At 67.4% G+C, this 25,251-nt stretch carries 22 protein-coding genes; 13 read left to right on the top strand and 9 right to left on the bottom strand.

The genetic code is table 11. From position 1 onward, the window contains the following. Positions 1 to 18 precede the first annotated feature (18 nt). The 12 genes from DR843_RS10230 (at position 19) to DR843_RS10180 (ending at position 10,732) form a co-directional block, all read left to right on the top strand. Entirely contained in the window at positions 19 to 1,455 is a 1,437-nt protein-coding gene (locus DR843_RS10230; protein ID WP_170119828.1) for a DAK2 domain-containing protein, read from the top strand. Continuing rightward, positions 1,452 to 1,595: a hypothetical protein gene (locus DR843_RS20090; protein WP_170119827.1), complete on the top strand. Its 144-nt coding sequence runs from the start codon at positions 1,452 to 1,454 to the stop codon at positions 1,593 to 1,595. The genes DR843_RS10230 and DR843_RS20090 overlap by 4 nt, the downstream gene beginning before the upstream one ends. Positions 1,596 to 1,605: 10 nt before the next feature. Then, entirely contained in the window at positions 1,606 to 3,795 is a 2,190-nt protein-coding gene (gene recG / locus DR843_RS10225) for an ATP-dependent DNA helicase RecG (protein ID WP_109685544.1), read from the top strand. Beyond that, complete coding sequence (gene rsmD, locus DR843_RS10220; RefSeq protein WP_109685542.1) at positions 3,795 to 4,364, top strand: 16S rRNA (guanine(966)-N(2))-methyltransferase RsmD; 570 nt, start codon at positions 3,795 to 3,797, stop codon at positions 4,362 to 4,364. Before recG ends, rsmD begins: the two co-directional genes overlap by 1 nt. Beyond that, complete coding sequence (coaD, locus tag DR843_RS10215) at positions 4,361 to 4,864, top strand: pantetheine-phosphate adenylyltransferase (RefSeq protein ID WP_281268825.1); 504 nt, start codon at positions 4,361 to 4,363, stop codon at positions 4,862 to 4,864. Before rsmD ends, coaD begins: the two co-directional genes overlap by 4 nt. A gap of 103 nt (positions 4,865 to 4,967) precedes the next feature. Then, positions 4,968 to 5,540, top strand: a complete 573-nt coding sequence (locus tag DR843_RS10210; protein ID WP_245934081.1) for a YceD family protein — start codon at positions 4,968 to 4,970, stop codon at positions 5,538 to 5,540. 1 nt (position 5,541) lies between these two features. Next, a complete protein-coding gene (gene rpmF, locus DR843_RS10205) occupies positions 5,542 to 5,736 on the top strand; it encodes a 50S ribosomal protein L32 (protein ID WP_109685540.1) in 195 nt (64 codons plus the stop codon). Between the two features lie 15 nt (positions 5,737 to 5,751). Then, positions 5,752 to 6,513, top strand: a complete 762-nt coding sequence (gene rnc / locus DR843_RS10200; protein WP_211310218.1) for a ribonuclease III — start codon at positions 5,752 to 5,754, stop codon at positions 6,511 to 6,513. Continuing rightward, the gene (gene mutM, locus DR843_RS10195; protein ID WP_109685538.1) at positions 6,506 to 7,402 is read left to right on the top strand and encodes a bifunctional DNA-formamidopyrimidine glycosylase/DNA-(apurinic or apyrimidinic site) lyase; all 897 of its coding nucleotides are present in this window, start codon (positions 6,506 to 6,508) and stop codon (positions 7,400 to 7,402) included. The genes rnc and mutM overlap by 8 nt, the downstream gene beginning before the upstream one ends. Continuing rightward, positions 7,399 to 9,327, top strand: coding sequence for a M3 family metallopeptidase (locus tag DR843_RS10190; RefSeq protein ID WP_245934080.1), 1,929 nt, complete (start codon positions 7,399 to 7,401; stop codon positions 9,325 to 9,327). The genes mutM and DR843_RS10190 overlap by 4 nt, the downstream gene beginning before the upstream one ends. Continuing rightward, on the top strand, positions 9,324 to 10,091 hold the full coding sequence (gene map, locus DR843_RS10185) for a type I methionyl aminopeptidase (protein WP_109685534.1): 768 nt from the start codon (positions 9,324 to 9,326) through the stop codon (positions 10,089 to 10,091). The genes DR843_RS10190 and map overlap by 4 nt, the downstream gene beginning before the upstream one ends. Before the next feature lie 2 nt (positions 10,092 to 10,093). After that, the gene (locus tag DR843_RS10180; RefSeq protein ID WP_109685532.1) at positions 10,094 to 10,732 is read left to right on the top strand and encodes a nitroreductase family protein; all 639 of its coding nucleotides are present in this window, start codon (positions 10,094 to 10,096) and stop codon (positions 10,730 to 10,732) included. 56 nt (positions 10,733 to 10,788) lie between these two features. On the opposite strand, the gene DR843_RS10175 is transcribed toward DR843_RS10180, so the two are convergent. Continuing rightward, a complete protein-coding gene (locus DR843_RS10175) occupies positions 10,789 to 12,393 on the bottom strand; it encodes a DHA2 family efflux MFS transporter permease subunit (RefSeq protein WP_109685530.1) in 1,605 nt (534 codons plus the stop codon). A 129-nt stretch (positions 12,394 to 12,522) separates the two neighbouring features. Here DR843_RS10175 and smc point away from each other — a divergent pair, with 129 nt between their 5' ends. Further along, on the top strand, positions 12,523 to 16,086 hold the full coding sequence (gene smc, locus DR843_RS10170) for a chromosome segregation protein SMC (protein WP_109685528.1): 3,564 nt from the start codon (positions 12,523 to 12,525) through the stop codon (positions 16,084 to 16,086). On the opposite strand, the gene DR843_RS10165 is transcribed toward smc, so the two are convergent. The 8 genes from DR843_RS10165 to DR843_RS10130 form a co-directional block, all read right to left on the bottom strand. Next, entirely contained in the window at positions 16,087 to 17,466 is a 1,380-nt protein-coding gene (locus tag DR843_RS10165) for a GH1 family beta-glucosidase (protein ID WP_170119826.1), read from the bottom strand. Then, positions 17,463 to 19,427 carry a cellulase family glycosylhydrolase gene (locus DR843_RS10160; RefSeq protein WP_109685524.1) on the bottom strand — a complete coding sequence of 655 codons (1,965 nt, stop codon included), beginning with the start codon at positions 19,425 to 19,427 and terminating at the stop codon, positions 17,463 to 17,465. Before DR843_RS10160 ends, DR843_RS10165 begins: the two co-directional genes overlap by 4 nt. After that, the gene (locus tag DR843_RS10155) at positions 19,424 to 20,266 is read right to left on the bottom strand and encodes a carbohydrate ABC transporter permease (RefSeq protein ID WP_109685522.1); all 843 of its coding nucleotides are present in this window, start codon (positions 20,264 to 20,266) and stop codon (positions 19,424 to 19,426) included. The genes DR843_RS10160 and DR843_RS10155 overlap by 4 nt, the downstream gene beginning before the upstream one ends. Continuing rightward, on the bottom strand, positions 20,259 to 21,191 hold the full coding sequence (locus tag DR843_RS10150; protein WP_211310217.1) for a carbohydrate ABC transporter permease: 933 nt from the start codon (positions 21,189 to 21,191) through the stop codon (positions 20,259 to 20,261). The genes DR843_RS10155 and DR843_RS10150 overlap by 8 nt, the downstream gene beginning before the upstream one ends. A gap of 1 nt (position 21,192) precedes the next feature. Continuing rightward, on the bottom strand, positions 21,193 to 22,503 hold the full coding sequence (locus DR843_RS10145) for an ABC transporter substrate-binding protein (RefSeq protein ID WP_109685518.1): 1,311 nt from the start codon (positions 22,501 to 22,503) through the stop codon (positions 21,193 to 21,195). Positions 22,504 to 22,638: 135 nt separating this feature from the next. After that, positions 22,639 to 23,667, bottom strand: coding sequence for a LacI family DNA-binding transcriptional regulator (locus DR843_RS10140; protein WP_109685516.1), 1,029 nt, complete (start codon positions 23,665 to 23,667; stop codon positions 22,639 to 22,641). Between the two features lie 104 nt (positions 23,668 to 23,771). Further along, a complete protein-coding gene (locus DR843_RS10135; protein ID WP_211310216.1) occupies positions 23,772 to 24,965 on the bottom strand; it encodes a serine hydrolase domain-containing protein in 1,194 nt (397 codons plus the stop codon). 26 nt (positions 24,966 to 24,991) lie between these two features. Then, entirely contained in the window at positions 24,992 to 25,234 is a 243-nt protein-coding gene (locus DR843_RS10130; protein ID WP_109688817.1) for a hypothetical protein, read from the bottom strand. Positions 25,235 to 25,251 lie beyond the last annotated feature (17 nt).

Genomic DNA, 25,251 nt, shown 5'->3' with positions numbered 1-25,251 from the left:
GGCAGCCCGACGATGTCGGTGCCGCGCACTATTGTGCGGGACGGGATTGACGAGGCAGCGAAGGGGCAGTCGATGGCGCGAGCAGAGCCGTTGCGTTCGCTTGATGCGACTGCGCTGCGTCGTTGGGCAGTGATCGCCCGTGCCGGTCTTGCCTCGGCCGCGAGCACCATCGACGCACTCAACGTCTTCCCGGTGCCGGACGCCGATACGGGCACGAATCTGTTACTGACATTCGAACAAGCTCTGTTGGCCGAGCGATTCGCGGTGTCGCCCGATGCGGGGATCGCCGAGCTCACCGATGCGTTCGCGCGCGCGGCGGTCCTGTCCGCGCGGGGCAACTCCGGGGTGATCCTCAGTCAACTCGCCCGAGGGGTGGCAGCCGGTGCCGCCGAACATCACGCGGCGTGGGGTCCCGTGGAGGTCTCTGCTGCATTGCGGTTGGCAGCCGAGCATGCGCGCAGTGCGGTCGCCGAACCGCAAGAGGGCACGATCCTGAGTGTCGCCGACGCCGCTGCGGGCGCCGCACAGCAGGCAGCCGACGGCTGTCTGGCCGACGTCGTCACGGCAGCGCTGCAGGCGGCTCGAGCAGCCCTGGAGCATTCCCCACAGGACTTGCCCGCACTGCAGCGCGCCGGAGTCGTCGATGCCGGTGGGGCGGGTTTCGTGGTGCTCCTCACGGCGCTGGTGGCCGTCGTCGAAGGCCGGGCAGGTCTTGCCGCCCCGAGTGACAACTGGGCCCCAGCCGCGAACGTCTCAGTGGCGGGCGCCTGCGACCTGCCGGTCGACGGCGGTCCCGGTTACGAAGTCATGCTGGTCCTGGAGGACAGCACCGCCGACTCCATCGCTGCCCTGCAAGCCGACCTGGTGGCGCTGGGTGACTCGGTGGTGATCGCGGGAGACGACTCGTTGCGCTCGGTGCATGTGCACACCGACGAGGTCGCGGCCGCCCTCGAACGCGCCGCGCGCGCTGGCACCGTCGGATACCCAGAAGTGACCCGATTCGCCGATCAGTCCGCTGACACGACAGACCGGCAGCGTCTGGTGTTGGTCACCGAGTCACCCGACCTGGCGACGTTTGCGGCTGCACTCGGCGCTGAGGTTGTCCGACACCAGCGCCTCGACCCGTCGGTCAGCGAGGTGGTCGATGCGCTGCGCGCGCTCGGCGGTGGCGTCGTCGTCGCCTCGACCGCAGGCGGCCTGGCCGCTGCCCGGGCAGCGAGCGATCTGGTCCCGGACTGCCATGTCGTCCCCGCCGCCAGTCCGGTGACTGCTGCGCTGGCGCTGCAGGCCTGGTCCGACTTCCCGCCGGGGACCACGCCCGCCGAGGCAGGTGCGGAGTGTGCCGAGTTGATCGCGGGCATCCAGGTGGTGGATGTGCGCACCGAAGACGGAGACCTGGCCGCCGCAACGCGAGACGCGCTGGGCCGGCTGGTCACCGCGACACCGAGATCGTGACGATCATCCGCGGCGCCGACGCCGACTGGCGGGTGCTGCAGGAGGCGCTGGCCGACGTACGTCGATCCGCACCGCACCTGCAGACCGAACTCCTGCTCGGCGGCAGTGCCGAGATCGCCGCCTCGGTGGGCGCAGAGTGAGGTCGACGCCGTGACCGGTTGGGACACCAAACTCGCCAACGTCCTCGGGAAGTCCGCGGGCAAGCTGACCAAGAGCGAAAAACTGGTCACGGTGAGGGACCTCCTGGATTTCCTGCCGCGGCGCTACCTGGACATCAACAAGGCGGGCCGGCTGTCGGAGTTCGAGGTCGGTGAGCAGGTGGTCCTGGTCGCGACCGTGGTCAGTGGCGGCGCCCGGCGGATGCGCAGTCAGCCGAAACGGCGCATGTACCAAGCGGTCATCGAGGACGCTGACGGTCAGCGCGCCGGCCTGGTGTTTTTCAACGCGCGCGGGCACGAGCAGGCACTGACCCCGGGCACCACGGCGGTCTTCTACGGCAAGCTGGACAGTTACCAGGGCGGCCTGCAGATCTCGCATCCGTCGTACTCCCGTGGTGACCTCGACGCACCCGATCTCTACCCCGGACCGCTCATGCCGGTGTACTCGCACGTTCCCAACGTCACCGACGCCGGGATCACCCGCGCTGTCAGCCATGTGCTGCAAGACCTGCGGGCACAGCGGATCCCGGATCCCGTACCCCAGGAGGTGCTGGACCGGCACCATCTGCTGAGCCAACTCGATGCGTACCAATCGCTGCATCTGCCGATCGATCATGCACACGCCGCGCGGGGCAGACGGCGGCTGCGCTACGACGAGGCGCTGATCGTGCAGGTGGCGTTGGCGCAGCGGCGCGCGCGGTACGACGCCCTACGAACCACGGCGCGACGTCCCCTGCCCGCCGGGCTGCTCGAGCGCTTCGACCAGCGGTTGCCGTTCGAACTCACCACCGGTCAGCGCGAGGTGTCCGCCACGATCCTGGCCGAGCTGTCCCGCGACCGCCCGATGCACCGGTTGCTGCAGGGCGAGGTCGGCTCGGGCAAGACGCTGGTCGCGCTGCGGGCGATGCTGGCGATGGTCGATGCCGGAGCGCAGGCCGCCCTGTTGGCACCCACGGAAGTCCTGGCCCAACAGCACGTGCGGTCCATCGAGGCGATGCTCGGCGACCTTGCGCAGGGCGGGATGCTGGGCGGTGCCGAGCACGCGACGCGGGTGGCGCTGTTGACCGGCAGCATGACCAAAGCCCAGAAGCAGAAGGCGCTGCTGGACATCGTGACCGGTGAGGTCGGCATCGTGGTCGGCACCCACGCCCTCATCCAGGACCAGGTCGAATTCGCCGACCTCGGACTGGTGGTCGTCGACGAGCAACACCGCTTCGGGGTGGAGCAGCGAGATGCGTTGCGGATGAAGGGAGCCGCACCGCCGCACGTCCTGGTGATGACCGCGACCCCGATCCCGCGCACCGTCGCGATGACGGTCTTCGGCGATATGGACACCAGTGAGTTGCGCGAGTTGCCGCCGGGCCGTCCGCCGATCACCAGTCACCTCGTGCCCGCCGCCAAGCCGGGGTGGCTGGAACGCACCTGGCAACGGGTCGCCGAGGAGGTGTCCGCCGGACACCAGGCGTACGTCGTGTGCCCGCGGATCGGTGAAGAGGACCAGGCGACCGACGATGAAAGCCCCGAATGGGCGCTGGCCGCCGACGCTCCCCAGGAGGCGGGGCGCCCGATCCGTGGCGTCGTCGAGACCCTCGCATCCCTGCGCCGGGAACCCGCACTGGCCGGACTGCGGATCGAGATGATGCACGGCCGGATGAGCGCTGCCGACAAGGACGCCGTGATGGCCGCGTTCAGCGCCGGCGACATCGACGTGCTGGTCTCCACCACGGTCATCGAGGTCGGTGTCGACGTACCCAACGCCACCGTGATGGTGATCCTGGACGCCGACCGCTTCGGCATCTCCCAGTTGCACCAGCTGCGCGGCCGCGTCGGGCGCGGTAGCGGCGGCGGCCTGGCGCTGCTCGTGACCGACTCCCATACTGAGGCCACGCTGGACCGGTTGGCCAAGGTCGCCGACACCACCGACGGATTCGCCCTGGCCGACCTCGACCTGGAGTTGCGCCGCGAGGGCGACGTCCTGGGCGCCGACCAGTCCGGCCGGGGGACCCACCTGCGACTGCTGCGACTGACCAACAGCAAGGACGTCGAGTTGATCGAGTTGGCCCGCGACGACGCCGCCCAGCTGATCGCCGAGGACCCCGACCTCGCACAGCACCCGCAGCTTGCCGCCCTCATCGCTGGTCAGGTCGACGAGGAACGCGCTGCCTTCCTGGAGCGTGGCTGATGACCCGCATCATCGCCGGCACCGCGGGCGGTCGACGCCTGCAGACCCCCGCTGGCGCCGGCACCCGGCCCACCAGCGACCGGGTCCGCGAAGCCCTGTTCGGTCGCCTCGAGCACCTGGATGCCCTCGATGGTGCGGCCCTCGATCTGTACGCCGGGTCGGGCGCCCTCGGGCTGGAAGCTGCTTCCCGTGGCGCGGCGCCGGTGCTGCTGGTCGAGTCCGACCGCCGGGCTGCGGCCGTCATCAAGGCCAACATCGCCGCCTTGGGCCTGACGAACGTCAGTGTCCGCGCGGCCACGGTCGAACGCGCACTGGCCGGTGGCGCGCCGTACGCCTCGGACCTGGTGCTGATCGACCCGCCGTACGCGGTGGGGGAGCCGGCGCTCGCCAGCGTCCTGCAGGCCCTGACCGACGGCTGGCTGGCCGATGACGCGCTCATCGTGGTGGAGCGGTCCAGCCGATCCCCAGAACCCACCTGGCCGGCGGGGCTGAGCGGGCAGGACGATCGCAAGTACGGCGAGACAACCCTCTGGTTCGCCCGTGCGGCGGCGCTAGGGTCGGGTTCGTGAACGATCTGCTGCCCGGAGATCCGCGCCGCTGCGTGTGCCCCGGGTCCTACGACCCGATCACGATGGGCCACCTGGATGTGATCACCCGTGCCGCCTCCATCTTCGAGGAGGTGATCGTCGCGGTGCTGTTCAACCCGGCCAAGCAGGGCACCTTCACCCCCGACGAGCGGGTGGCGCTGATCAGTGAGTCGACCGGGCACCTGCCCAACGTGCGGGCGCAGGCGTTCGAACCGCAACTGGTCGTCGACGTCTGCCGCAGCGTCGACGCGGGCATTCTGCTCAAGGGGCTACGCGGGGTTACCGACTTCGAGTACGAGTGGCCGATGGCACTGATGAACGCCGAGATGGCCGGCGTGGAGACCCTGTTCCTGCCCGGTGACCCGGCGATGCAGCACTACTCCAGCTCCTTGATCCGACTGATCGCAAGCAACGGGGCCGATGTCAGCGCCATGGTCCCGAGCCCCGTGCTGCGTCCCCTCCTGCACCGCCTCGGGCGATGAGTTTGGGGATTGCCCGCCCCCACCGGTAAAGTTGATCTTCGGTTTGTGTCGGCTTCAACGCCGTCCGACCGCGCCGAAAATCGCTCTACTTCTCGGACATGTGATGGCCTTCGAACCGCAACGCCCCCTGGTGCTGGACACCCGGGAGCTCGCGCGACGACCCGGTCAGATGGTGACCGAGCAGGTGAGCGTTCCGGCGCCGGATGCCCTGGGCAACGCCGTCATCGAGGTGCCCGCAGCTGAGCCCATGCGGCTCGATCTGCGCCTCGAGTCGGTGCTGGAAGGGGTGCTGGTGTCCGGCTCGGTGCAGGCCGAGGCCGTGGGTGCGTGTGTGCGGTGCCTGGATGACGTGACGTACGACGTCGATGTCACGTTCCAGGAGCTGTTCGCCTACCCCGACCGTGCTGCGCACCACCACGAGGTGGCGCCAGTGGACGACGAGGAAGAGATCTACGAGCTCGATGGCGACCTCGCCGATCTCGAACCGATGCTGCGCGACGCGGTAGTGCCCGCACTGCCGCTGCAACCGATGTGCCGGGAAGACTGTCTGGGTCTGTGCTCCGAATGCGGAGCGCGCCTGAACGACGACCCGAATCATCACCATGAAGTGTTAGACCCCAGATGGGCGGCGTTGAGCCAATTGGCCAGCACGCCCGACGATGAGAAGAGGAACTGACGTGGCTGTCCCCAAGCGGAAGATGTCGCGCTCCAACACCCGCTCGCGCCGAGCGAACTGGAAAGCCAGCGCCACCCCGGTGCAGGCGTGCCCGGTGTGCAGCTCGCCGAAGCAGGGCCACCAGGCCTGCCCGAGCTGCGGTGCTTACAACGGCCGGCAGTACTCGGCCGCGGTGCGCACCGAACACCAGGACTGATACGCCCACCAGGGCGTGAGCACCCAGCGAGCGCGGCGGGACCTGACCGCCCGACCGGTCGAGGAACTCGCCGGCACTCTGTACGAGCTCAGCGGTACGTCGATCGACGTACCGCTGCTCTTACGTGCCGTGACGCACCGCTCCTACGCCTACGAAAAGGGCCAGGGCAGCGCGGTGTTGCCGCACAACGAACGCCAGGAACTTCTGGGCGACTCCGTCCTCGGACTGGTGGTCACCGATGAGTTGTACCGGCGGCACCCCGACCTGACCGAGGGTCAACTGACGCCGATCAAGGCCTCGATCGTCAACGCCCGGGCGTGCGCCCAGGTGGCCCGCAGCATTGGTCTGGGGGCGTATGTCCTGCTCGGCAAGGGCGAGTTGGGCAGTGGCGGACGGGACAAGGATTCGATCCTGGCTGACGCCATGGAAGCCGTCATCGGGACGGTGTACCTGTGCGGCGGGTTGGTAGCGGCCCAACGGTTCATCCTGACGACCTTCGGCGACCTGTTCGAGGGTTCGCTCGAGCTCGGCCCCGGGCTGGACTGGAAGACCTCCCTGCAGGAATTGTGTGTGGCGTTCGACGTCGACGCCCCGCGGTACTCCGTCTCGGAGGAAGGGCCCGATCACGACAAGGTCTTCACCGCGACCGTGCTCGTGGGTGCGGAGACGTTCGGCTCCGGGGTGGGGCGCAACAAGAAGACCGCCGAGCAGAAGGTCGCGGAAATCGCCTGGCGGGAACTGTCGCAGCGACCGGTGCCTCAACTACCCGATGCCTGAACTACCCGAGGTCGAGGTCGTACGCCGTGGCGTCGCCGACCACGTGGTTGGCCGGCGGTTCACGCGGGCGCAGGTGAGCGGCGTACGCACGGCACGGCGGCACCTGGCCGGGGCGGCGGACCTATCCGCCCGGCTCACCGATCGCTACGTCGACTCGGCGCAGCGGCGCGGGAAGTATCTGTGGCTGACCCTCGACGAAGGGGATGAGGCCCTCGTCGTTCATCTCGGCATGAGCGGGCAGCTGCTCGTGGAAGCGCCGGACGCCCCCGTCGAGAAACATGCCCACGCGGTCTTCGACCTCTCCGACGGTCAGCAGTTGCGCTTCGTCGACCAGCGCACGTTCGGCGGGTTGCAACTGACGCCGGTCGTGTCCTCCGACGTCGACGGGCGGGCCGTACCCGAGCCCGTGGCGCATATCGCGGCCGATCCGTTGGAGAGCGGCTTCGACCGCGCGGCTACCGTCCGGGCGATCCGGCGCCGGCGCACCCAGCTCAAACGGGCGCTGTTGGACCAGTCCCTGGTGTCGGGCATCGGCAACATCTACGCCGATGAAGCGTTGTGGGCGGCGCGGCTGAACGGGCTGCGGGCCACCGACCGACTGCCGGCGGCGAAGGTGTCTGAGGTGCTGGACGCAGCGACCGGGGTGATGCATGCCGCGCTGGCGCAGGGCGGCACGAGTTTCGATGCGCTCTACGTCAACGTGAACGGCGCCAGCGGCTACTTCGACCGGTCCCTGCATGCCTACGGTCAGCAGGGTCGGGCCTGTGCGCGGTGCGGGACGTTGATCGTGCGGGAGCAGTTCATGAACCGTTCCTCCCATTTCTGCCCCACGTGCCAGCCCCGTCCGCGCTCGGTCCGGCCCGCCGGCCGCACTAGAGTCACCCCGTGACGTCTGCTCCTCCTGTGTTGTCCCCGCTTGCCCTGCCCGCACCGCAGGAGGCTCGCCGCTGGCTGGTGCAGCGCTGCGACGACAGCCTGGCCCGGGCCGCGCAGACCGTAGCGGAGCTCAAGTCCGCGCAGGACCCGTCGGCCGCGCAGGTCGTCGATGCGTGGAACGAGATCCAGATCGCGCTGGGCAATGCATCGGCCGCGGCCTCGGTGCACTCCGAGACCCACCCTGACGCGGCGGTCCGGGAAGCGGGTGACGACGCGATGCGTCGCATCGACGCCTTCTCCACGGATCTTGGCTTGGACCGCGAGTTGTCCGACATCGTCGGCGCAGTTTCCGACGAAGGTTTGGACCACGACTCCGCGCGACTGCTCAGCCGGATCCGGCGGGACTTCCACCGCTCCGGCGTCGACCGCGACGAAGCCACTCGCGCCCGGCTGAAGGAACTGGCCGAGTTGGAACTGGCCGCCAGCCAGGAGTTCAGCCGCAACATCCGAGACGGCGTGCGAACGATCCGCGTTCGCCCCGAAGACCTGGCGGGACTGCCCGAGGACTGGCTGAAGGATCATCCGGCCGACGACAACGGACTGGTCACCGTGACCACCGACTACCCGGACTCCGTGCCGTTGATGAGCTTCTGCACCAACCGGGCAACCCGCGAGGCGATGACCCTCGAGCGGCTCAACGTGGCTTGGCCGGTCAACGACGAGGTCTTGCTGCGGCTCATCGCGTTGCGCCAGGAGCGTGCGACCCTGCTTGGCTATGCCACCTGGGCGGACTTCGACGCCGAGGTCAAAATGATCAAGACGGGTACGGCGATCCGCGAGTTCATCGACAAGATCGCCGCCGCGGCGCAGGACAGCGCGCTGCGGGACAAGGGCGTCGTACTGCGCCGAATGCAGCAGGACGTGCCGGAGGCACAGGACATCACCTCGGTCGACTTGGCCTACTACGGCGAGCTGGTCCGCAAGGAGACCTACGACGTCGACGCCCAGTTGGTGCGCACCTACTTCGATTTCGCGGCGGTTCGCCAGGGCCTGCTCGACGTCACGGCGCGGTTGTTCGGGTTGTCCTGGGTCGCCGTACTCGATGCGCCGGTCTGGCACCCGGACGTCACGGCGTACGACGTCGTCCGGGACGACGAACGGATCGGACGTATCTACCTTGATCTGCACCCCCGGGACGGCAAGTTCAAGCACGCCGCGCAGTTCGACCTGGTCAGCGGCGTCACCGGCCGGCAACTGCCGGAGGGGGTGCTGGTCTGCAACCTCACCCGGGGCCTGATGGAACACGACGAGGTCGTGACGCTCTTCCACGAGTTCGGTCACCTGATCCACCACGTGGTCGGCGGCAACCAGCGCTACGTCCGCTTCTCCGGGGTCGCCACCGAGTGGGATTTCGTCGAAGCGCCCAGCCAGATGCTGGAGGAATGGGCCTGGGACCCAACGGTTCTGGCGTCGTTCGCCAAGAACGACGCCGGGCAGCCGATCCCGGCGGCGCTGGTGGAGCGGATGAAGAAGGGTGAAGACTTCGGCAAGGGGTATCAGGCGCGCACGCAGATGTTCTACGCCGGTCTGTCGCACGCCCTCTACACCGACCCGCAGACTGATGTGACCGCCACCCTGCGCGAGCAACAGCAGCGCTACTCGGTGTTCCCGTACATCCCGGGCACCCACTTCCATTGCGCCTTCGGGCATTTGGACGGATACAGCTCGGGCTACTACACCTACATGTGGTCGCTGGTGATCGCCAAGGACATGTTCAGCGCGTTCGACCCGCACGATCTGTTCGACGAGCACGTCGCGAGCCGGTATCGCGACACGGTGCTCGCACCCGGTGGCTCGCACGACGCAGCCGACCTGGTGGCCGACTTCCTGGGTCGGCCGTATTCCTTTGACGCCTACGCGGAATGGTTGGCCCGATGATCGAACTCAAGTCGCCCGCCCAGATCGAGCAGATGAAGCCGGCGGGACGTTTCGTCGCGTCGGTGATCACCGCACTGGGCGAGGCCGCCGGTGTCGGGGTGAACCTGCTGGAGTTGGACGCGCTCGCGCACGACATGATCCGGGAGGCGGGTGCGGAGTCGTGTTACATCGACTACCACCCCAGCTTCGGCGCGATGCCATTCGGCAAGGTTTTGTGCACGAGTGTGAATGACGCTGTCCTGCATGGCCTTCCGCACTCTTATCGGTTGCGCGACGGTGACTTGCTGTCCGTGGACTTCGCTGCGTCCGTCGATGGCTGGGTCGCCGACTCGGCACTGTCAGTCGTCGTGGGGACCGCGCGGCAGGACGACCTGAAGATCATCGACACCACCCAACGCGCTCTGGCCGCTGGCATCGAGGCTGCTCAGGCCGGGAATCGGTTGGGCGACGTATCGGCGGCTATCGCCGAGGTCAGCCGGTCCGCCGGCTACCGGATCAACACCCAGTTCGGCGGGCACGGCGTCGGCCGCACGATGCACGGCGACCCGCACGTGCCCAACGACGGGAAGGCCGGACGGGGCCTTAAACTCCAGCCCGGTCTGGTCATCGCGATCGAGCCCTGGCTGATGGCGGGCACCGACCAGATCTACACCGACAAGGACGGCTGGACGCTGCGCAGCAAGGACGGCTCGCGCGGTGCGCACAGCGAGCACACCATTGCGGTGACAGCTGACGGTCCGCTGATCCTGACGGCGAGGGACTGACGATGAGCACGCCCTTTGACCTGGCCGCGACCGATGAACTGCTGTCGACGACGCGCGCGGTCCGCAAGCGCCTCGACCTCGAGCGGCCGGTCGACGTCGAGGTGCTGCTGGAGTGCATCGACCTGGCCCAGCAAGCGCCGACAGGTGGCAACCGGCAGGGTTGGCGCTTCGTCGTGGTGACGGACGCGGAGCAGCGGCAACTGATCGCGGACACCTACCGGCGGGTGTCGCAGTCCTACTTCGCGTCGCGGGCCGCCACGCCGACCGATGACCAGACCGGTCGGGTCCGATCCAGTTCGGACTATCTGCGCGACAACCTCGAGCGTGTCCCGGCGATGGTGATTCCCTGCCAGCAGGGCCGTCCGGAGTCGCTGCCGCTCGCTGCGATGGCGTCCTACTTCGGTTCGATCATCCCGGCCACCTGGTCGATGATGCTGGCCTTACGCGCTCGCGGCCTCGGCTCGGTCTACACCACGCTGCACCTGGTGGACGACGGTGAGCAGGTCGTCGCCGAGGCACTCGGGATCCCGGACGGGTGGACCCAGACGGCGCTGATCCCAGTGGCCTACACCATCGGCACCGACTTCAAACCGGCCAAGCGGCCGCCCGTGACGCAGATCGTCGGCGTCGACGGCTGGTGACACCAACGCCCGCACCCGGAATACCGGGTGCGGGCGTTGTCGTTGGTCGCCGAGGGTCAGTGCACCATGACCGGCGGCACACCCTCGTCGTCCAGCAGGTGGCTCTCCTCGTGCTTCTTGGGCAGGAAGAGTGACACCACGAAGGTGAGCGCACACAGCGCGAACGCGACCATGAAGCTGACCGCGAAGGCGTGTGCCATGTCGTGGCGGACCAGGGCCATGAAGTTGGTCATGGCCTCCTGAGCGGTCTTGCCGAAGCTGGCGATGTACTGCTGGATCTCGCTCGGCACCGGCTTGCCCTGCTCCTGCGCCAACTGCGCCGCCTGACCCGCGGTGACAGCCTGACTGGCCTTGTACTGGTTGGTCAGGACCACCGAGATCACCGCGACACCCACCGAGCTGGCGATCTGCTGGGTGATGTTCAACAGCGTCGAACCGCGTGCCACCTCGTGCCCGCTGAGTGTCCGCAACGCCGAGGTCATCAGCGGCATCATCGTGGCGCCCATGCCCAGACCCATGATGAACAGCACCGCGATCAGATAGCCGTAGCTGGTGTCGGCCTGGATCCGGGTCAGTCCGAACATGCCCGCCACGATGATCGCCATCCCGACCGGCACGATCCGCCCGACGGGGAACTTGTCGGCCAGGGCGCCGGCGATCGGCATGGTCAGCATCGCTCCCAGGCCCTGCGGAGCAACCAGCAGACCAGACTGCAACGCGGATTCACCGCGCACCTGCTGGAAGTAGGTCGGCACGAGGAGAAGCCCACCGAAGAAGGCCGCCGCGAACAGGAACATCGTGATCACGGAGATCGACAGGTTGTAGTTCTGGAACAACCGCAGGTCCAGCAACGGATGCTTCGGCTTGAAGGAGTAGAAGACGAAGGCGATCACCAGTGCCAGGCCGATCAGGCCAGGGACCAGCACCTTCGCCGACGCAACGCTGCCGGCCTCGGGGATGGAGGACACGCCGTACAGGAACAGGGCCAACCCGGGGGACATCAGCAACATGCCGATGAAGTCGAAGGACTCACTCGGGGTCGGGTTGTCCTTGGGCAGGATGAACCAGGCGTAGATCAGGGCGATCAGGCCGAGGGGCACGTTGATCAGGAAGATCCAGTGCCAGCTGGCGTGCTCGATCAGGTAGCCACCGATGATCGGGCCCAGGATCGGGCCAAGCAGCATCGGGACACCGAGGATCGCCATCAGGCGGCCCATCCGCTGCGGTCCGGCGGCGCGGGTCATGATCGTCATACCCAGCGGCATCAGCATGCCGCCGCCCAGGCCCTGGACCACCCGGAACGCGATCAGCATGCCGATGCTGTTGGCGGCGGCGCACAGCACCGAGCCCAGGGTGAACAGCAGGATCGCCATCATGTAGAGGCGTTTGGTGCCGAACCGGTCAGCGGCCCACCCGGTCAGCGGGATGACCGTGGCCAGCGCGAGCGTGTAGGCGGTGACGGTCCACGCCACGGTGGAGTAGTCGGCGACCTGCAGGTCCTTCTGGAAGGTGGGCAGCGCGACGTTGACGACGGTGATGTCGAGGATCGACATGATGGCGCCAAGGACGACGACGCCGGCGATTTTCAGGACGGCGGCGTCGATCTTCTCGGGATACTCATGTGGTGCACCCGAGGTGACGGGGGAGGGGGCTTCAGACATGGCGACAACGGTACCGGTAACCGGTGACAGCCTCCGCATCGCTTTTGGCCGGTCGGTGCCTGCTAGAGCGCCCCGCCCGCATTAGGCTCACCCGAAGGAAGTGTCGCCACCGCACGAGACGGGCTGTCGTTGTACGTCAAGAACCTGACCCTGAAGGGTTTCAAGTCGTTCGCCTCGGCGACTTCGATGCGCCTCGAACCGGGCATCACCTGCATCGTGGGGCCGAACGGTTCGGGCAAGTCGAATGTCGTCGACGCCCTCGCGTGGGTCATGGGTGAGCAGGGCGCCAAGAGCCTGCGCGGTGGCAAGATGGAAGACGTCATCTTCGCCGGAACCCCCGGGCGTCCAGCCCTGGGTCGTGCCGAGGTGTCGCTGACCATCGACAACTCCGACGGCGCGCTGCCGATCGACTACACCGAGGTCACGATCACCCGGACCATGTTCAAGGGCGGCGGCTCGGACTACGCGATCAACGGCACCTCCTGCCGCTTGCTGGACATCCAGGAACTGCTGTCCGACTCCGGCATCGGTCGCGAGATGCACGTGATCGTGGGTCAGGGGCAGCTCGACGCGGTGTTGCGGGCCACCCCGGAACAACGCCGCGGTTTCATCGAGGAAGCCGCCGGTGTGCTCAAACACCGCAAGCGCAAAGAGCGGGCGCTGCGCAAACTCGATGCGATGGAAGCCAACCTGGCCCGCGCCACCGACCTGACCGCCGAGATCCGCCGACAACTGGGACCGCTGGGTCGTCAGGCGCAGACGGCCCGCCGAGCGGCGACGATCCAGGCGGAGGTCCGCGACGCGCGGCTGCGGCTGTTGGCCGATGACCTGGTGCAGCTGACCAACACGTTGCAGCAGGAGGTTGCCGACGAGCAAGCGGTTCTGCAACGTCAGCAGGCGGTTGAGCGGCAACTGGCCACGGCCAAGGAACGGCTCGATGCGTTGGAAGCAGAAGCAGCCGAGCAGGCGCCGGCCGTGGATCGAGCGGCGGCGCGTTGGTACGCCGCGAACGCCCTGGTCGAGCGGGTCGCCGCGACCGGTTCGTTGGCCGGTGAGCGGGTTCGCCTGCTGGCCGAGCACGAGGCCAGTGAGCAACAGTCGTCCGGTCGCGATCCCGAGAAGTTGCGCGAGCAGGCCGGCCGCCTGCGCGAGGACCACGAACGTCTCACGGGCGAGATCGACCGCGCCGCAGCCGCTTTGGAGACGGCGGTGCAGCGTCGCACCGATCTGGAGCAGGCGCATCAGGAGGAGCAGCAGCGGCTGCAGCGCGTTGCTCGCGCCATCGCCGACCGCCGCGAGGGCCTGGCCAAACTCGAAGGTCAGGTCGCGGCCCGACACAGCCGTATCGACGCCGCCCAGAGCGAATTGGACCGGTTTGATGCCACTGAGGCCGACATCGCGCAGCGGTTGGCCGACGCCGAACGTGAGTACGCCGAGCTCGAGGCGGGCATCGCCGCCGACGAGCAGGGTGAGGCCGATCTGGATACCGCCTACGAGGTAGCCGAAGCCAAGCGGGTCGAGTCCGCCGCCGCGCTGGAAGAAGCGCGCGATGCCGAGCGCACCGCCGACCGCGACCGGTCCAGCCTGCAGGCCCGGCTGGACGCGCTGTCGTTGAGTCTGCGCCGGACCGACGGAGCTGCTCACCTGCTCAGTGCCGACGAGGCCGACGGCATCGCGGGGCGGTTGTCGGAGCAGCTGACCATCGACTCCGGTTCGGAGGCCGCCATCGCCGCCGCGCTCGGCTGGGCGGCGGACGCAGTCGTCGTGGCTGATCTGGACACCGCCGACCGGGCCGTTGGTCTGTTGCGGCGTGAGGAGGCCGGCAGTGCCGGGCTGGTGGTTTCCGGTACGCCGACCCCCGCCGTGGCTGCCCCGACGCACCTTCCCGAGGGCGCGCGTGCCGCCCGTGCGGCCGTGAGTGCTGCTCCGCAGGTTGCGGCGGTCCTCGACCAGCTGCTGCATGACGTGGTGCTCGTGGACTCGGTGGATATGGCTAAGGCCGTTGTGCGGCAGGATGATTCGCTGATCGCCGTGACCCCCGATGGCGACGTCTTCGCCCGCAGATACGTCAGGGGCGGGTCGGCTGGTGCGCCCAGCCTCCTGGAGATCCAGGCTGCGGTCGACGAGACGAAGACGGCCCTGGACGAGGCCGTCGCCCGTGCCGAGCGGGCGCGATTCGCCAGCACTGGTCTGCGCTCGGCACTCGATGAGCACACCGAGGCCGCCGAGGCTGCGCTGGCCCGGTTGGGGGAGTCCGACGCCCGGATGGCAGCGATCGCCGAGCAACTGGGTCGTCTGGGTCAGGTCATTCGCGGTGTCACGGCCGAACGAGACCGGTTGGAGAAGTCGCGGGCGCAAGCGCAGGAGGCGTTGACCGCGCACCGCGGCGAGTTGGCCGATCTGGAGCAACGACTCGCCGACGCGCAGGCCGACGGGGACGACCTGGCCGAGCCCACCACCGACGAACGTGACCGGTTGGCGGTCGAGGCCGCTGCCGCTCGGTCCGCGGAGACCGACCAGCGGCTGAATCTGCGCACCCGTGAGGAGCAATCGCGCTCTCTCAAGGAGCGGATCGACGGACTCGAGGCCGCCGCGGAGTCCGAACTGCGCGCTCGCGAACGTGCTCGCCAGGCCCGGGTGCGACGTGAGGCGCAGGCCACCGTGGCCCGCGCCGTACAACACGGGTGCCGGCAGACCAAGGGATTGGTCGACACGGTCCTGGCCGTCGCGAAGATCCAGCGGGAGGAAGCCGAGGCGGCCCGCACGGTGCGCGACGCGGCGTTGCGGGAGCAGCGTGCAGCGGTGGCGGCGATCGGTGACCAGCTGCGCGAGCTCACCGACACGGTCCACCGCGACGAGGTGGCACGCGCCGAGCAGCGGTTGCGGATCGAAGCGATGCAGACCCGGGCGGTCGAGGAGCTCGGCATCGAACCCGACGTGCTGGTCGAGGAATTCGGGCCGCACCAGCTCATCCCGCACATCCCCGGCCCCGACGAGGACGCCGACGAACTGCCCGAGCCGATCCCGTTCGAGCGAGCGGCCCAGGAGCAGCGGTTGCGCTCGGCCGAGCGGCGACTGTCCCAGCTGGGTCGGGTGAACCCCTTGGCGCTGGAGGAGTTCGCGGCGCTGGAAGAGCGGCACAAGTTCCTGACCGAGCAGTTGGAGGACCTGAAGAAATCCAAGGCCGACCTGCTGGACATCGTCGCCGAGGTCGACGAACGCGTCCAGCAGGCGTTCGCGGATGCGTTCGCCGACACCGCCGAGCAGTTCGAGGGCGTCTTCTCCCGGCTGTTCCCCGGGGGTGACGGCCGGCTGGTGCTGACCGACCCGGACGACATGCTCACGACCGGCATCGAGGTCGAGGCACGCCCGCCGGGCAAGAAGATCAAGCGACTGTCACTGCTATCCGGTGGCGAACGCTCTTTGGTGGCAGTGGCTCTGCTGGTGTCGATCTTCAAGGCACGGCCCAGCCCTTTCTACATCATGGACGAGGTCGAAGCCGCGCTGGACGACGCGAACCTGGGCCGGTTGATCACGCTCTTCGAGGAGCTGCGGGATTCCAGCCAGTTGATCGTGATCACCCACCAGAAGCGCACGATGGAGGTCGCCGACGCGCTCTACGGTGTGTCGATGCGTGGCGATGGGGTGACCACCGTTGTGTCGCAACGAATCCGCGACGTTCAACCAGCCTGATCAGGCAACCGAAGCCGCTCGCTCCGCCAAGATCCGGTCGCGATACCAACCGAAGCTGGTCTTCGGGATCCGCCGTTGCGTCGGGTAGTCCACGTAGACCAGCCCGAACCGCATCTGGTAGCCCTCCGCCCACTCGAAGTTGTCCAGCAACGACCAGCAGAAGTAGCCGCGCACGTCGACCCCCTCACGGCTCGCAGCCGCAACCGCGTCCAGGTGCTCTTGCAGATAGCGCACCCGATCCGGATCGTCGACACTCCCATCCGGGGCGATCACGTCGTCGCACGCCCGACCGTTCTCGGTGATGTAGACGGGCGGGAGCGTGGGGTAGCTGTCCCGCAGCCACACCAGCAACCGGCGTAGTCCGTCGGCCTCGACGGGCCACCCCATCTGGGTGGTTTCGCCGCGCGGGTCGATGACATCGTGCGTGCCAAGGTCGGTAGCGGTACGTCGCGCAGGATCGGCCTCGTCGTATTCGACGGCCGCCACGCGGCTGGGGAAGTAGTTGTTGACGCCGAGGAAGTCCAGCGGAGCGCTGATGACCGCCAGGTCTTCCTCGCGCAGCCAGCTGAAATCGCTGATGGCTGAGTAGGTTTCGCGTGCCAACGTCGGGTAGCGACCGGCCAGGATCGGGTCGGTGAACAGCAGGTTGGAGTTCATCAGGGCCAGGTCCGCAGCGTGCACGTCCTGCGGGCTGTCGCTCGCCGGTTGGACGGGTTGGAGGTTGAGGGTGACGCCGACCCGGGCCGTCGGGTCCGCGCGCAGTACCTGTGTCGCCAGGCCGTGTCCCAGCGCGAGGTGATAGGCCGCCGCAAGCGCGCCGTCTCCCTCACACGCCCCCGGGGCATGCCGCCCGGTGCTGTAGCCCAGCATCGAGGAGCACCACGGCTCGTTCAGCGTGATCCAGTCCTTCACCCGGTCCCCGAGGCGGTCGTGGGCGATCTGCGTGTACTGCGCGAAACGTTCTGCGGTGGAACGAGTTCGCCAGCCGCCGGCGTCCTCGATGGCCTGCGGCAGATCCCAGTGATAGAGCGTCACGAACGGGGCGATGCCGCGGTCCAGTAGTTCGTCGACCAACTGGTCGTAGAAGTCCAGACCGGCGGCATTGCCGTCACCGGAGCCGTCGGGCTGGATCCGCGGCCAGGCCAGCGAGAACCGGTAGGCGTCCACACCCAGCTGATCCAGCAACGCCACATCCTCGCGCCAGCGGTGATAGTGGTCGCACGCGATATCGCCGGTGTCGCCGTGGAAGGTGCGTCCCGCAGTGTGACTGAATGTGTCCCAGATGGACGGAGTGCGTCCGTCTGCGGCGACGGCGCCTTCGATCTGGTAGGACGCGGTCGCTGCTCCGAAGATGAAGCGGTCCGGGAGAGGGTAGGTCACGAGGAGGCTCCTGCGGTTGATGGATTGATCAGGACGTCTACGCCGTACGGCGCGATGATGCGTTGCGGGGTCACCGAGTGGCCCTGCAGGGTGGTCAGATTCGGGTTCGGGTGGTAGGTGACGGCCTCATCCGAGGCGTTGACGAACCACTCGAACGTGCGACCGTCCTGATGGATCAGGCGGTCGGTCATCAACCGCGGTTCACTCACTGATTCGGCCGACAACACGCCCGTCTCGCGCCCCAACGCCTGATAGATGCGCCACGTCGGGTCGGGGTTGGCGTGCGGGCGGCTGGCGGCGAAGTACTCCAGTGGAAGGGTGCACAGCACCGCCCGCCCCGCGCCACGAGTGGCCCGCAGGAGCACCGGCCGACCGTGCTGATCGCGCGCAACCACGGTCGCCTCAGTGGACTCGACGGGCAGGATGGCTCGGCCGTCACGTGACCCGGCCACGGGAATGGTGATGGTCTCTCCGGCCTCGATGTCCCCGAAGTCCTCGTCGAAACGCACGAGGACTTCGTCGTCGACGATGGGCTCGACCAGTCCGTAGCGCAGCGTGTGCCGCGCGCCGAAGAGCGGCTCCATCCCGGTCCACCAGGGACCGCGTTGAGCCTGAGCGTCGCCCGTCCCGTACGACGCGAAAACCGTTGCGCCGGAAAGCGCCAGTTCGCGTAGGCGATGCCAGGTGGGCGTGGTGACGGCCTTGGTCGAGGGCAGGATCCACACGGCCGGCTCCGCAGGTAGACCGTCGGACTCACGGATGACGGCAGGAGCAAGACCGGCCTCGCGTAGGGCGATGTAGGCCTGCTCCGCGTTACGGAACACGTCGGTGCGGTGGACCGGGTCCACGAACCAGTTGTCCGGGGCATCCAGGTAGGCGCTGACCAACAGTGCGACCGGGCTCGGGGCTCGTCGGCATCGGGGCAGGTCGATCGCCTCGAGGACCTGCTCGAAGCGGTGCATTTCGAGCAACTGGGGTTTGGCCTGACCGGTGACGTCGGTCAGCCCGAAGTGTTGCTCGAACGGCTGGTGCCGATAGGGGTCGCGGTCGCCGAGGTTGTCGAAGTCGGTGTTGTTCCACGCCAACCAGCCCGTCGCTCCGGCCAGCAGCGACAGGTGCAGCACCTGCCGGTAGTAGTCCGCGGCGTGCTCATCGCTGGTGAAGTCACTGGTCACCCCGAACTCCTCGAGCACAACGGGGAGGCCTGCGACAGTGGTCAATTCGCAGATGAACGCAGCTTTCACGTGTTGGCGCACGGGATCGTCGCCCATCGGATAGACGTGCGGGCCGACGAAGTCACTCAACGCTGCGAGGTCGCGGACACTGAATCCGTTGTCAGCGCCGGTCACCTCCACGCCCCAGGCTCCGTCGCCGAAGGAGAGGGGCTGACGTCCACCTCCAGCACGTACGGCGTGCGCAACGATCCGCGCCCACGAGGAGACGGTCGCCCGGTCGCCCGAGCGGTCGTAGTTGGGCATCTCGTTGCTGATCAGCCACCCGCAGACGGCGGGGTGGTCGGCGAACCGCTGGGTCACCGCCTCGATGTACCAGGCCTGTTGGGCCACCATCCAGACATCGCCGTAGACGTCCCGGCCCGCGCGCCACGCGGGGTCCCAGTTCTCCCCGGACATGTGCCCGACCAGGAACGTCGGGATGGTCTGCATCCCCAGTTCGTGGTGGGCGTCGAGGAAGTCGGCGAACCGGTCCAGGACGTCCTCGTCGAGCACACCGGGCTCCGGCACCGCGTGCGGCCAGAACAGGAATGACCGGGTCACTCCCAGACCGTGTTCGTGCAGCGTCCGCAATTCGGTCCGCACCAGGTCAGCGTCGTAGGAGTGCCACATGAACGGTCCGCCGCTGCGGGACCAGAAGTTGGCTCCCAGCCAGACCTGGGGGTGACCGTCCAGCGAGCGGACGCAGCTCGAGGGGCGGGGTACGGATCGGTGGCTCGAAGTGCTCACTTCACCGCTCCAGAGGTCAACCCGGCCACCAGGTAGCGCTGCAGCAGCAGGAACACCACGACGATCGGCACACTGACCACCAGCGAGGCAGCCATCACCTGGTTCCAGTAGACGTTGATCGAGGTGGAGTAGCTCTGCAGGCCGATCGACAAGGTCTGCGTGTCGGTGTTGGTCATCTGCGAAGCGAACAGGATCTCACCCCAGGAGGTCATGAACGCATAGACGGCCACAGCGATCACGCCGGGGCGAGCGGCCGGCAGGATCACCTGCCACAGCGTCCGCATGGTGCCCGCGCCGTCGACCTTGGCGGCCTCGTCGAGCTCGCGGGGAATGCCGTCGAAGTAGCCGGCCAGCATCCAGATGGAGAACGGCAGTGTGAAGGTCAGATAGGTGACGATCAGGCCGAGCCGGGTCTGGTAGAACACCGTCGTCCCGAGCACCTTGTCGAGGTTGACGAAGATCAGGAACAACGGCAGCAGGAACAAGATCCCCGGGAACATCTGGGTGGACAGGATGGTGCCGGTGAACAGGCTGCGGCCACGGAACCGCCACCGAGAGACGGCGTACCCGGCGAGGATCGCGATCAACACACTGAACACCGTGGCGACGGTGCACACGATCAGGCTGTTGGTGAAGTATTTCGCCAGGGGCACCGTCTGCCAGATGTCCTTGAACGGCTGCAGGGTCGGGTGACTGGGCCACCACTCGAACTCGCCCTGCACATCGCCCAGTGGTTTGATCGCGCCGGTCACCATCACCCACAGCGGTACGAGGACGAACAGGGCCAGCAGGAACAGAACGACAACCCGAAAGACTCTGAAGGACAGGGGTTCACGCACGACGGGACCTCCGGTTCACGAAGAGCAGGTAACAGGCGGTGACCAGCAGGAGGAACAGCAGCAGGAGCACCGACATGGCCGAACCGAGCCCGAAGTTCCAGTTGATGAAGGACGCACCGTAGATGTGGATGGACACCAGGTCGGCGCTGCTCGGCGGTTGGGAACCGAACAACACGAACGGCGTGTTGAAGTCGTTGAAGGTCCACAGGAAGAGCATCAGGATCAGCACGACATTCACTGACCGCAGCGACGGCATCGTGATGTAGCGCACCTGCTGCCAGATCGAGGCGCCATCAACGGACGCGGCGTCGTACTGGTCCTCGGAGACGTTCTGAAGTCCGGCGAGCAGCATCAGGAAGGCAAACGGCCACGAGCGCCAGATGGCGACGACCACGGCTGACCAGAAGGCGTTCCCACCCAGCAGCCAGAACGTGTCGCCGTTGCCCAGGCCCACCGACTTCAGCACGTGGTTCACCAGGCCGTTGTCCCGCTGCAGCATGAAGCTCCAGGTGATGATGCCGGCGTAGATCGGCATGGCGTAGGGCACCAGGAACAACGTCCGGAAGAAGCCCCTGCCGCGGAAACTGCGATGGACGACCAGGGCAGCGGCCATTCCGAACGACCACGAAACCCCAAGCACGAGAAGCGTGTACGCCGCGGTGATCAGGAACGAGTGGGCCAACCCCTTGCCGACGGGGGACGACACGTCAAGGGCGATCCGGTACGCCGTCAGGCCGTGATACGGCGCCTCGGACCAGTTGGCGATGTAGAACTGCGTCAGATCCACGAAGGACATCCACACTCCGACGAGCATGGGAATGATGTGGATCAGCAGTTCGAGCAGGACCGCCGGAAGGATCAGCAGATAGGGGGCGAGCCGGCGGGCGGGGCGCCGCCCGCCGGCTCGCGGTGCGGAGACTGACATGTCAGCCGGCGGCCGCCATCGTGTCCTGGGCCTTCTGCAGCGCCGCCTTGATGTCATCGTCGGTCGGCGCCTTGCCGGTGGCTGCTTGTGCCGTCAGCTGGACCACCGCGTTACCGACGTTGGTCTCGTAGGCGGCTTCGTTGGGCACCAGCGGTAGCGGAACCGCGCGGGTGTTCAGGATCTCCTGGAAGGTCTTGGCCTCCTCCGCGTTGTCCGTGAAGTTCGGCGTCACACCCTTCAGGACCGGCAGGGCGGCGAACGGCTTGTCGAAGATCTTCTGCTCATCCTCGCTGGTCATGAAGTTCACGAACTTCAGGGCGGCGTCCTTGTTCTTGGTGTTCTTGAAGATGGACAGGTTGATGCCCGCCACGAAGCTGGCGGTGTCCTTGGGTGCGTTCGCCGGTGCGGGGATCGCCACGACGCCGTACTCATCGGACTTCATGCCGTCAGCGACCAGCGTGTTGTCGGCGTTGTTCTGGCTCATCAGCATCGCCGCCTTACCCTTGGCGAAGTCGCCGGGGGCTTCCGGACCGTTCTTGTACTGGGCGCTGCTCGGATTGACCACTCCGTCGGCCATCAGGTCGACGTACTGCTTGACGCCCTGGACCTGGCCGGCCGAGGTGAAGTCCGCCTTGCCGTCGGTGGTGAAGGGGTTGGAGTCCTGCTGCTGGCCGAAGATGAAGGCGAAGTGCACGCCCTCGGTGTAGCTACCGCCCTCCATCGCCATGCCGTAGACGCCCTTGCTCTTGTCGGTGAGCTTCTTGGCCGCGTCCTGCAACTCCTCCCAGGTCGTCGGCGGCTTCAGACCGGCGTCGGCGAACATCTTCTTGTTGTAGTAGAGGCCGTAGACCAGGGAGTACAACGGCACCGACGTCGGCTCCTTGCCGGCCATTCCGCCGGTGGCAAGGGACGCGGGCACGAACTTGTCCTTGCCGCCGATGGCCTTGAACTCTGCGTCACCGAACGGCAGGAACGCACCGGTCGCTTGCAGCGAAGGCGCCCAGGTGTTGCCGATGTTCAGCACGTCGGGCCCGTTACCGGAAGTGGTGGCGGCCAGGATCTTGTTCTGCAGGTCAGGCCAGCCGATGACTTGCAGGTTGACCTTGATGCCGGTCTGCTTCTGGAACTTGTCCAGCTCCGGTTGCAAGACCTTCTGGTCGTCCTGGAGCGATGCACCCTGGTTGCTCGCCCAGTAGGTCAGCGTGGTGCCGCTGCCGCCGCTGCCACCAGCTGAGCTGGATCCGCTTCCACAGCCGGCAATTCCGACGAGCGCCGCCGACACTGCGGCCGCCGTGATGAGACGTACTTTCACAAGAGTCCTCCTGCTGAGTCCACGGCCCCGTCGCCGCAGTGAGAGCTACATCACAGCACTTACCCGGTTAAGTTGCCAGTCCCAACAAATGGCCGTTATCGAATTGTTAACCGGGTAAGTGGAAGGAGTGCGAACTCAGCGACGCGAGCGCGCCGGGCCGGTGCTCTCGCGGATGACCATGCGCGAAGGCGTCACACGCACCCGGCCGTGGTCGACGCCGGCAATCCGATCCAGCAGGACGGTGGCCGCCTGCTCGCCGTAGGCCTCGGTCTCACGGGCGAGGGCGGTGATCGGTGTGGCGACCATCTCGGTCAACGGGGAGTCATCCCATGAAATAACCGAAACATCCTGTGGCACAGAGAATCCCGAGCCATCCAGGGCCCGTTCGCCGGCCACGGCATTCACGTCGTTGGCGTAGACGATGGCGGTCGGAGCGGTCGTCGGATCCGACATCACGGAGTGTGTCGCGGCGACGGCGGACGCGGCGTCGTAGGCGACCGCCATGCTGAGCAGTTGCACGTCGCAGCGCGCTGCTGCTCGCTGCATGCCCCGCTGCCGACTGCGTTCGTGGGCGAACTCCGCAGGGCCGGCGATGTGCGCGATGCGGCGGTGGCCCAGGCCGGCAAGGTACTCGACCAGCGTCGCAGCGTCCGCTGCCTGATCGGTCCACAAGCACGGCATGCTGGTGTCACGACGTGGGCCGCCGCACAGGACGGCGGGTAGCCCGATCGCGTCCACCGCGGCTATCCGCGGATCGCGATGACGTTCGTCGACCAGGATCACCCCATCGATACGGCCTTCGCCCCACCACTTGCGGTAGACCTCGACCTCCTGGTCGGGGTGGTCTCCGATGATCCGTAGCAGCAAGCTCCAGTCCCGTTTGGTGAGTGCGGTTTCCACGCCCACCAGGAACCGGATGAAGAAGGATTCGATGGCCACGGTCTGCACCGGGCGAGCCAGCGCCAGGCCGATCACCTTGGTGTGGAACCCGCCGAGAGCACGGGCGCTGGCACTGGGCTGCCAGCCGAGATCGCGCGCGACATCGAGCACTCGTTGGCGGGTCTGCTCCCCGACGCCCGGCTGCCCGTTCAACGCGTAGGAGACGGCCGCTTTGGAGATCTGTAGTTCGCGGGCGATGTCGGCGATGGTTGGCCTGCTGGCCATAGCGGGCCTCCTGTCGGTGCCTGGGGGATCCCAGGCATGGTGCACGGAGTCTACTTATCCGGATAAGCCGACGTCCGCGAATCCGGCAAGGAACCGGGCGCGGATCAGTCGACCAACGCGGCGTAGGTGATCTGCTTCAGCAACGGCCGGATGGGCAGGGCGGAGGACGGGATCAACTGGGTCATGAAGATCGCGGTGAGCTTCTCGATCGGGTCGATCCAGAAGTACGTCGATGCCAAACCGCCCCAGCCGTACTCACCCGGGGACGAGGCTATTCCAGTCGGTACCGGGTCCATCGTGACCGAGAACCCAAGCCCGAAACCCACTCCCGTGAAGGGTGTTTCGGCGTACAGCGGAATACCGAACTCCTCCAGGTCGGCATCGCCGGGCAGGTGGTTGGTCGTCATGAAGTCGATCGTCCGCGAGCTGAGCAACCGCACGCCGTTCAGTGCGCCGCCGCCCAACAGGAAATCGGCGAACCGCTGATAGTCGGCCATCGTCGAGTAGAGGCCGCCACCGCCCGACAGGAACGTCGGTGTCGTGGCGGGGTCCGGTCCGAACGTCTCGAGGATGCGTGCCCCGTCGGGCGTGTGCAGGTGCAGCGTCGCCAGTCGCGCCGGATCCACCGCATGGAACGCCGTGTCGGTCATCCCCAACGGCGTGAGGATCTCATCGGCGAGGAAAGCGTCCAGCGATCGTCCGGAGGCCACTTCGACCACCCGGCCCAGGACATCGGTCGCGACGCTGTAGAGCCAACTGGTGCCGGGCTCGAAGCGCAACGGCATCGCGGCGAATGCGTCGCACGCGGTCGCGAGGTCCTTGTCGGCCGGGTTGAACTCGTAACCGCCCAGCCGGTAGATCTCGTCGGTCACGTGGGTGCGATGGAAGCCGTAGGTCAGCCCCGAGGTGTGGGTCAGCAGGTGCTTGACCAGCATCGGCCGCGCGGCCGGATGGGTGACGGGCGCGGTGGCCGGCCCCCCGACGTACACCCGTACGTCGGCGAAGGAGGGGATGTACGCCGAGACCGGAGCGTTCAGATCCAGACTGCCCTGCTCGTAGAGCATCATCGCGGCCACCGAGGTGATCGGTTTGGTCATGGAGTAGATGCGGTAGATCGCGTTGTCGAGCGCGCGCGGCGCTCCGGTTTGCCCTCCGCCGCCGAGACTGGAGACCACCTGTCCGCCGCGGGAGACCTGGAAGGTCCAATCCGGCAGGGCACCACGGCGTCGATACGGCGCCAACGCCTCGGCGATACGACGGATTCGTTCGCGGTCCACGCCGGAAGTGTCGGTGTTCACGATCGCACCGTACGCCGCGCGGTGACTCAGGAGCGGCGGCGCACCGGCCGTCCGTGCTCAGTGACCTCGGGTTCGACCAGGTCGGCGTCAGTGCTCGAGCCGTCCCGGCGCAGCACCTTCTCGGTCTTCGCCGTCACGGAGGAGACGAGTTCCTCGGCCCGGTCGGTCAGGATCTCCCGACCTTCACGGCGAGCGGGAATGGCCACGACCGCGACCACCGCGGCCGCCAGCGCGACACAGAGCAGCAGGGCGAGAATCAACCAGACCATGGTCATATTCTGCCTGG

The sequence above is a fragment of the Branchiibius hedensis genome (assembly GCF_900108585.1).
Lineage (GTDB): Bacteria > Actinomycetota > Actinomycetes > Actinomycetales > Dermatophilaceae > Branchiibius > Branchiibius hedensis.
Note: the sequence above shows the minus strand (reverse complement) of the source record. Positions and strands in the feature narration are given on the sequence as shown.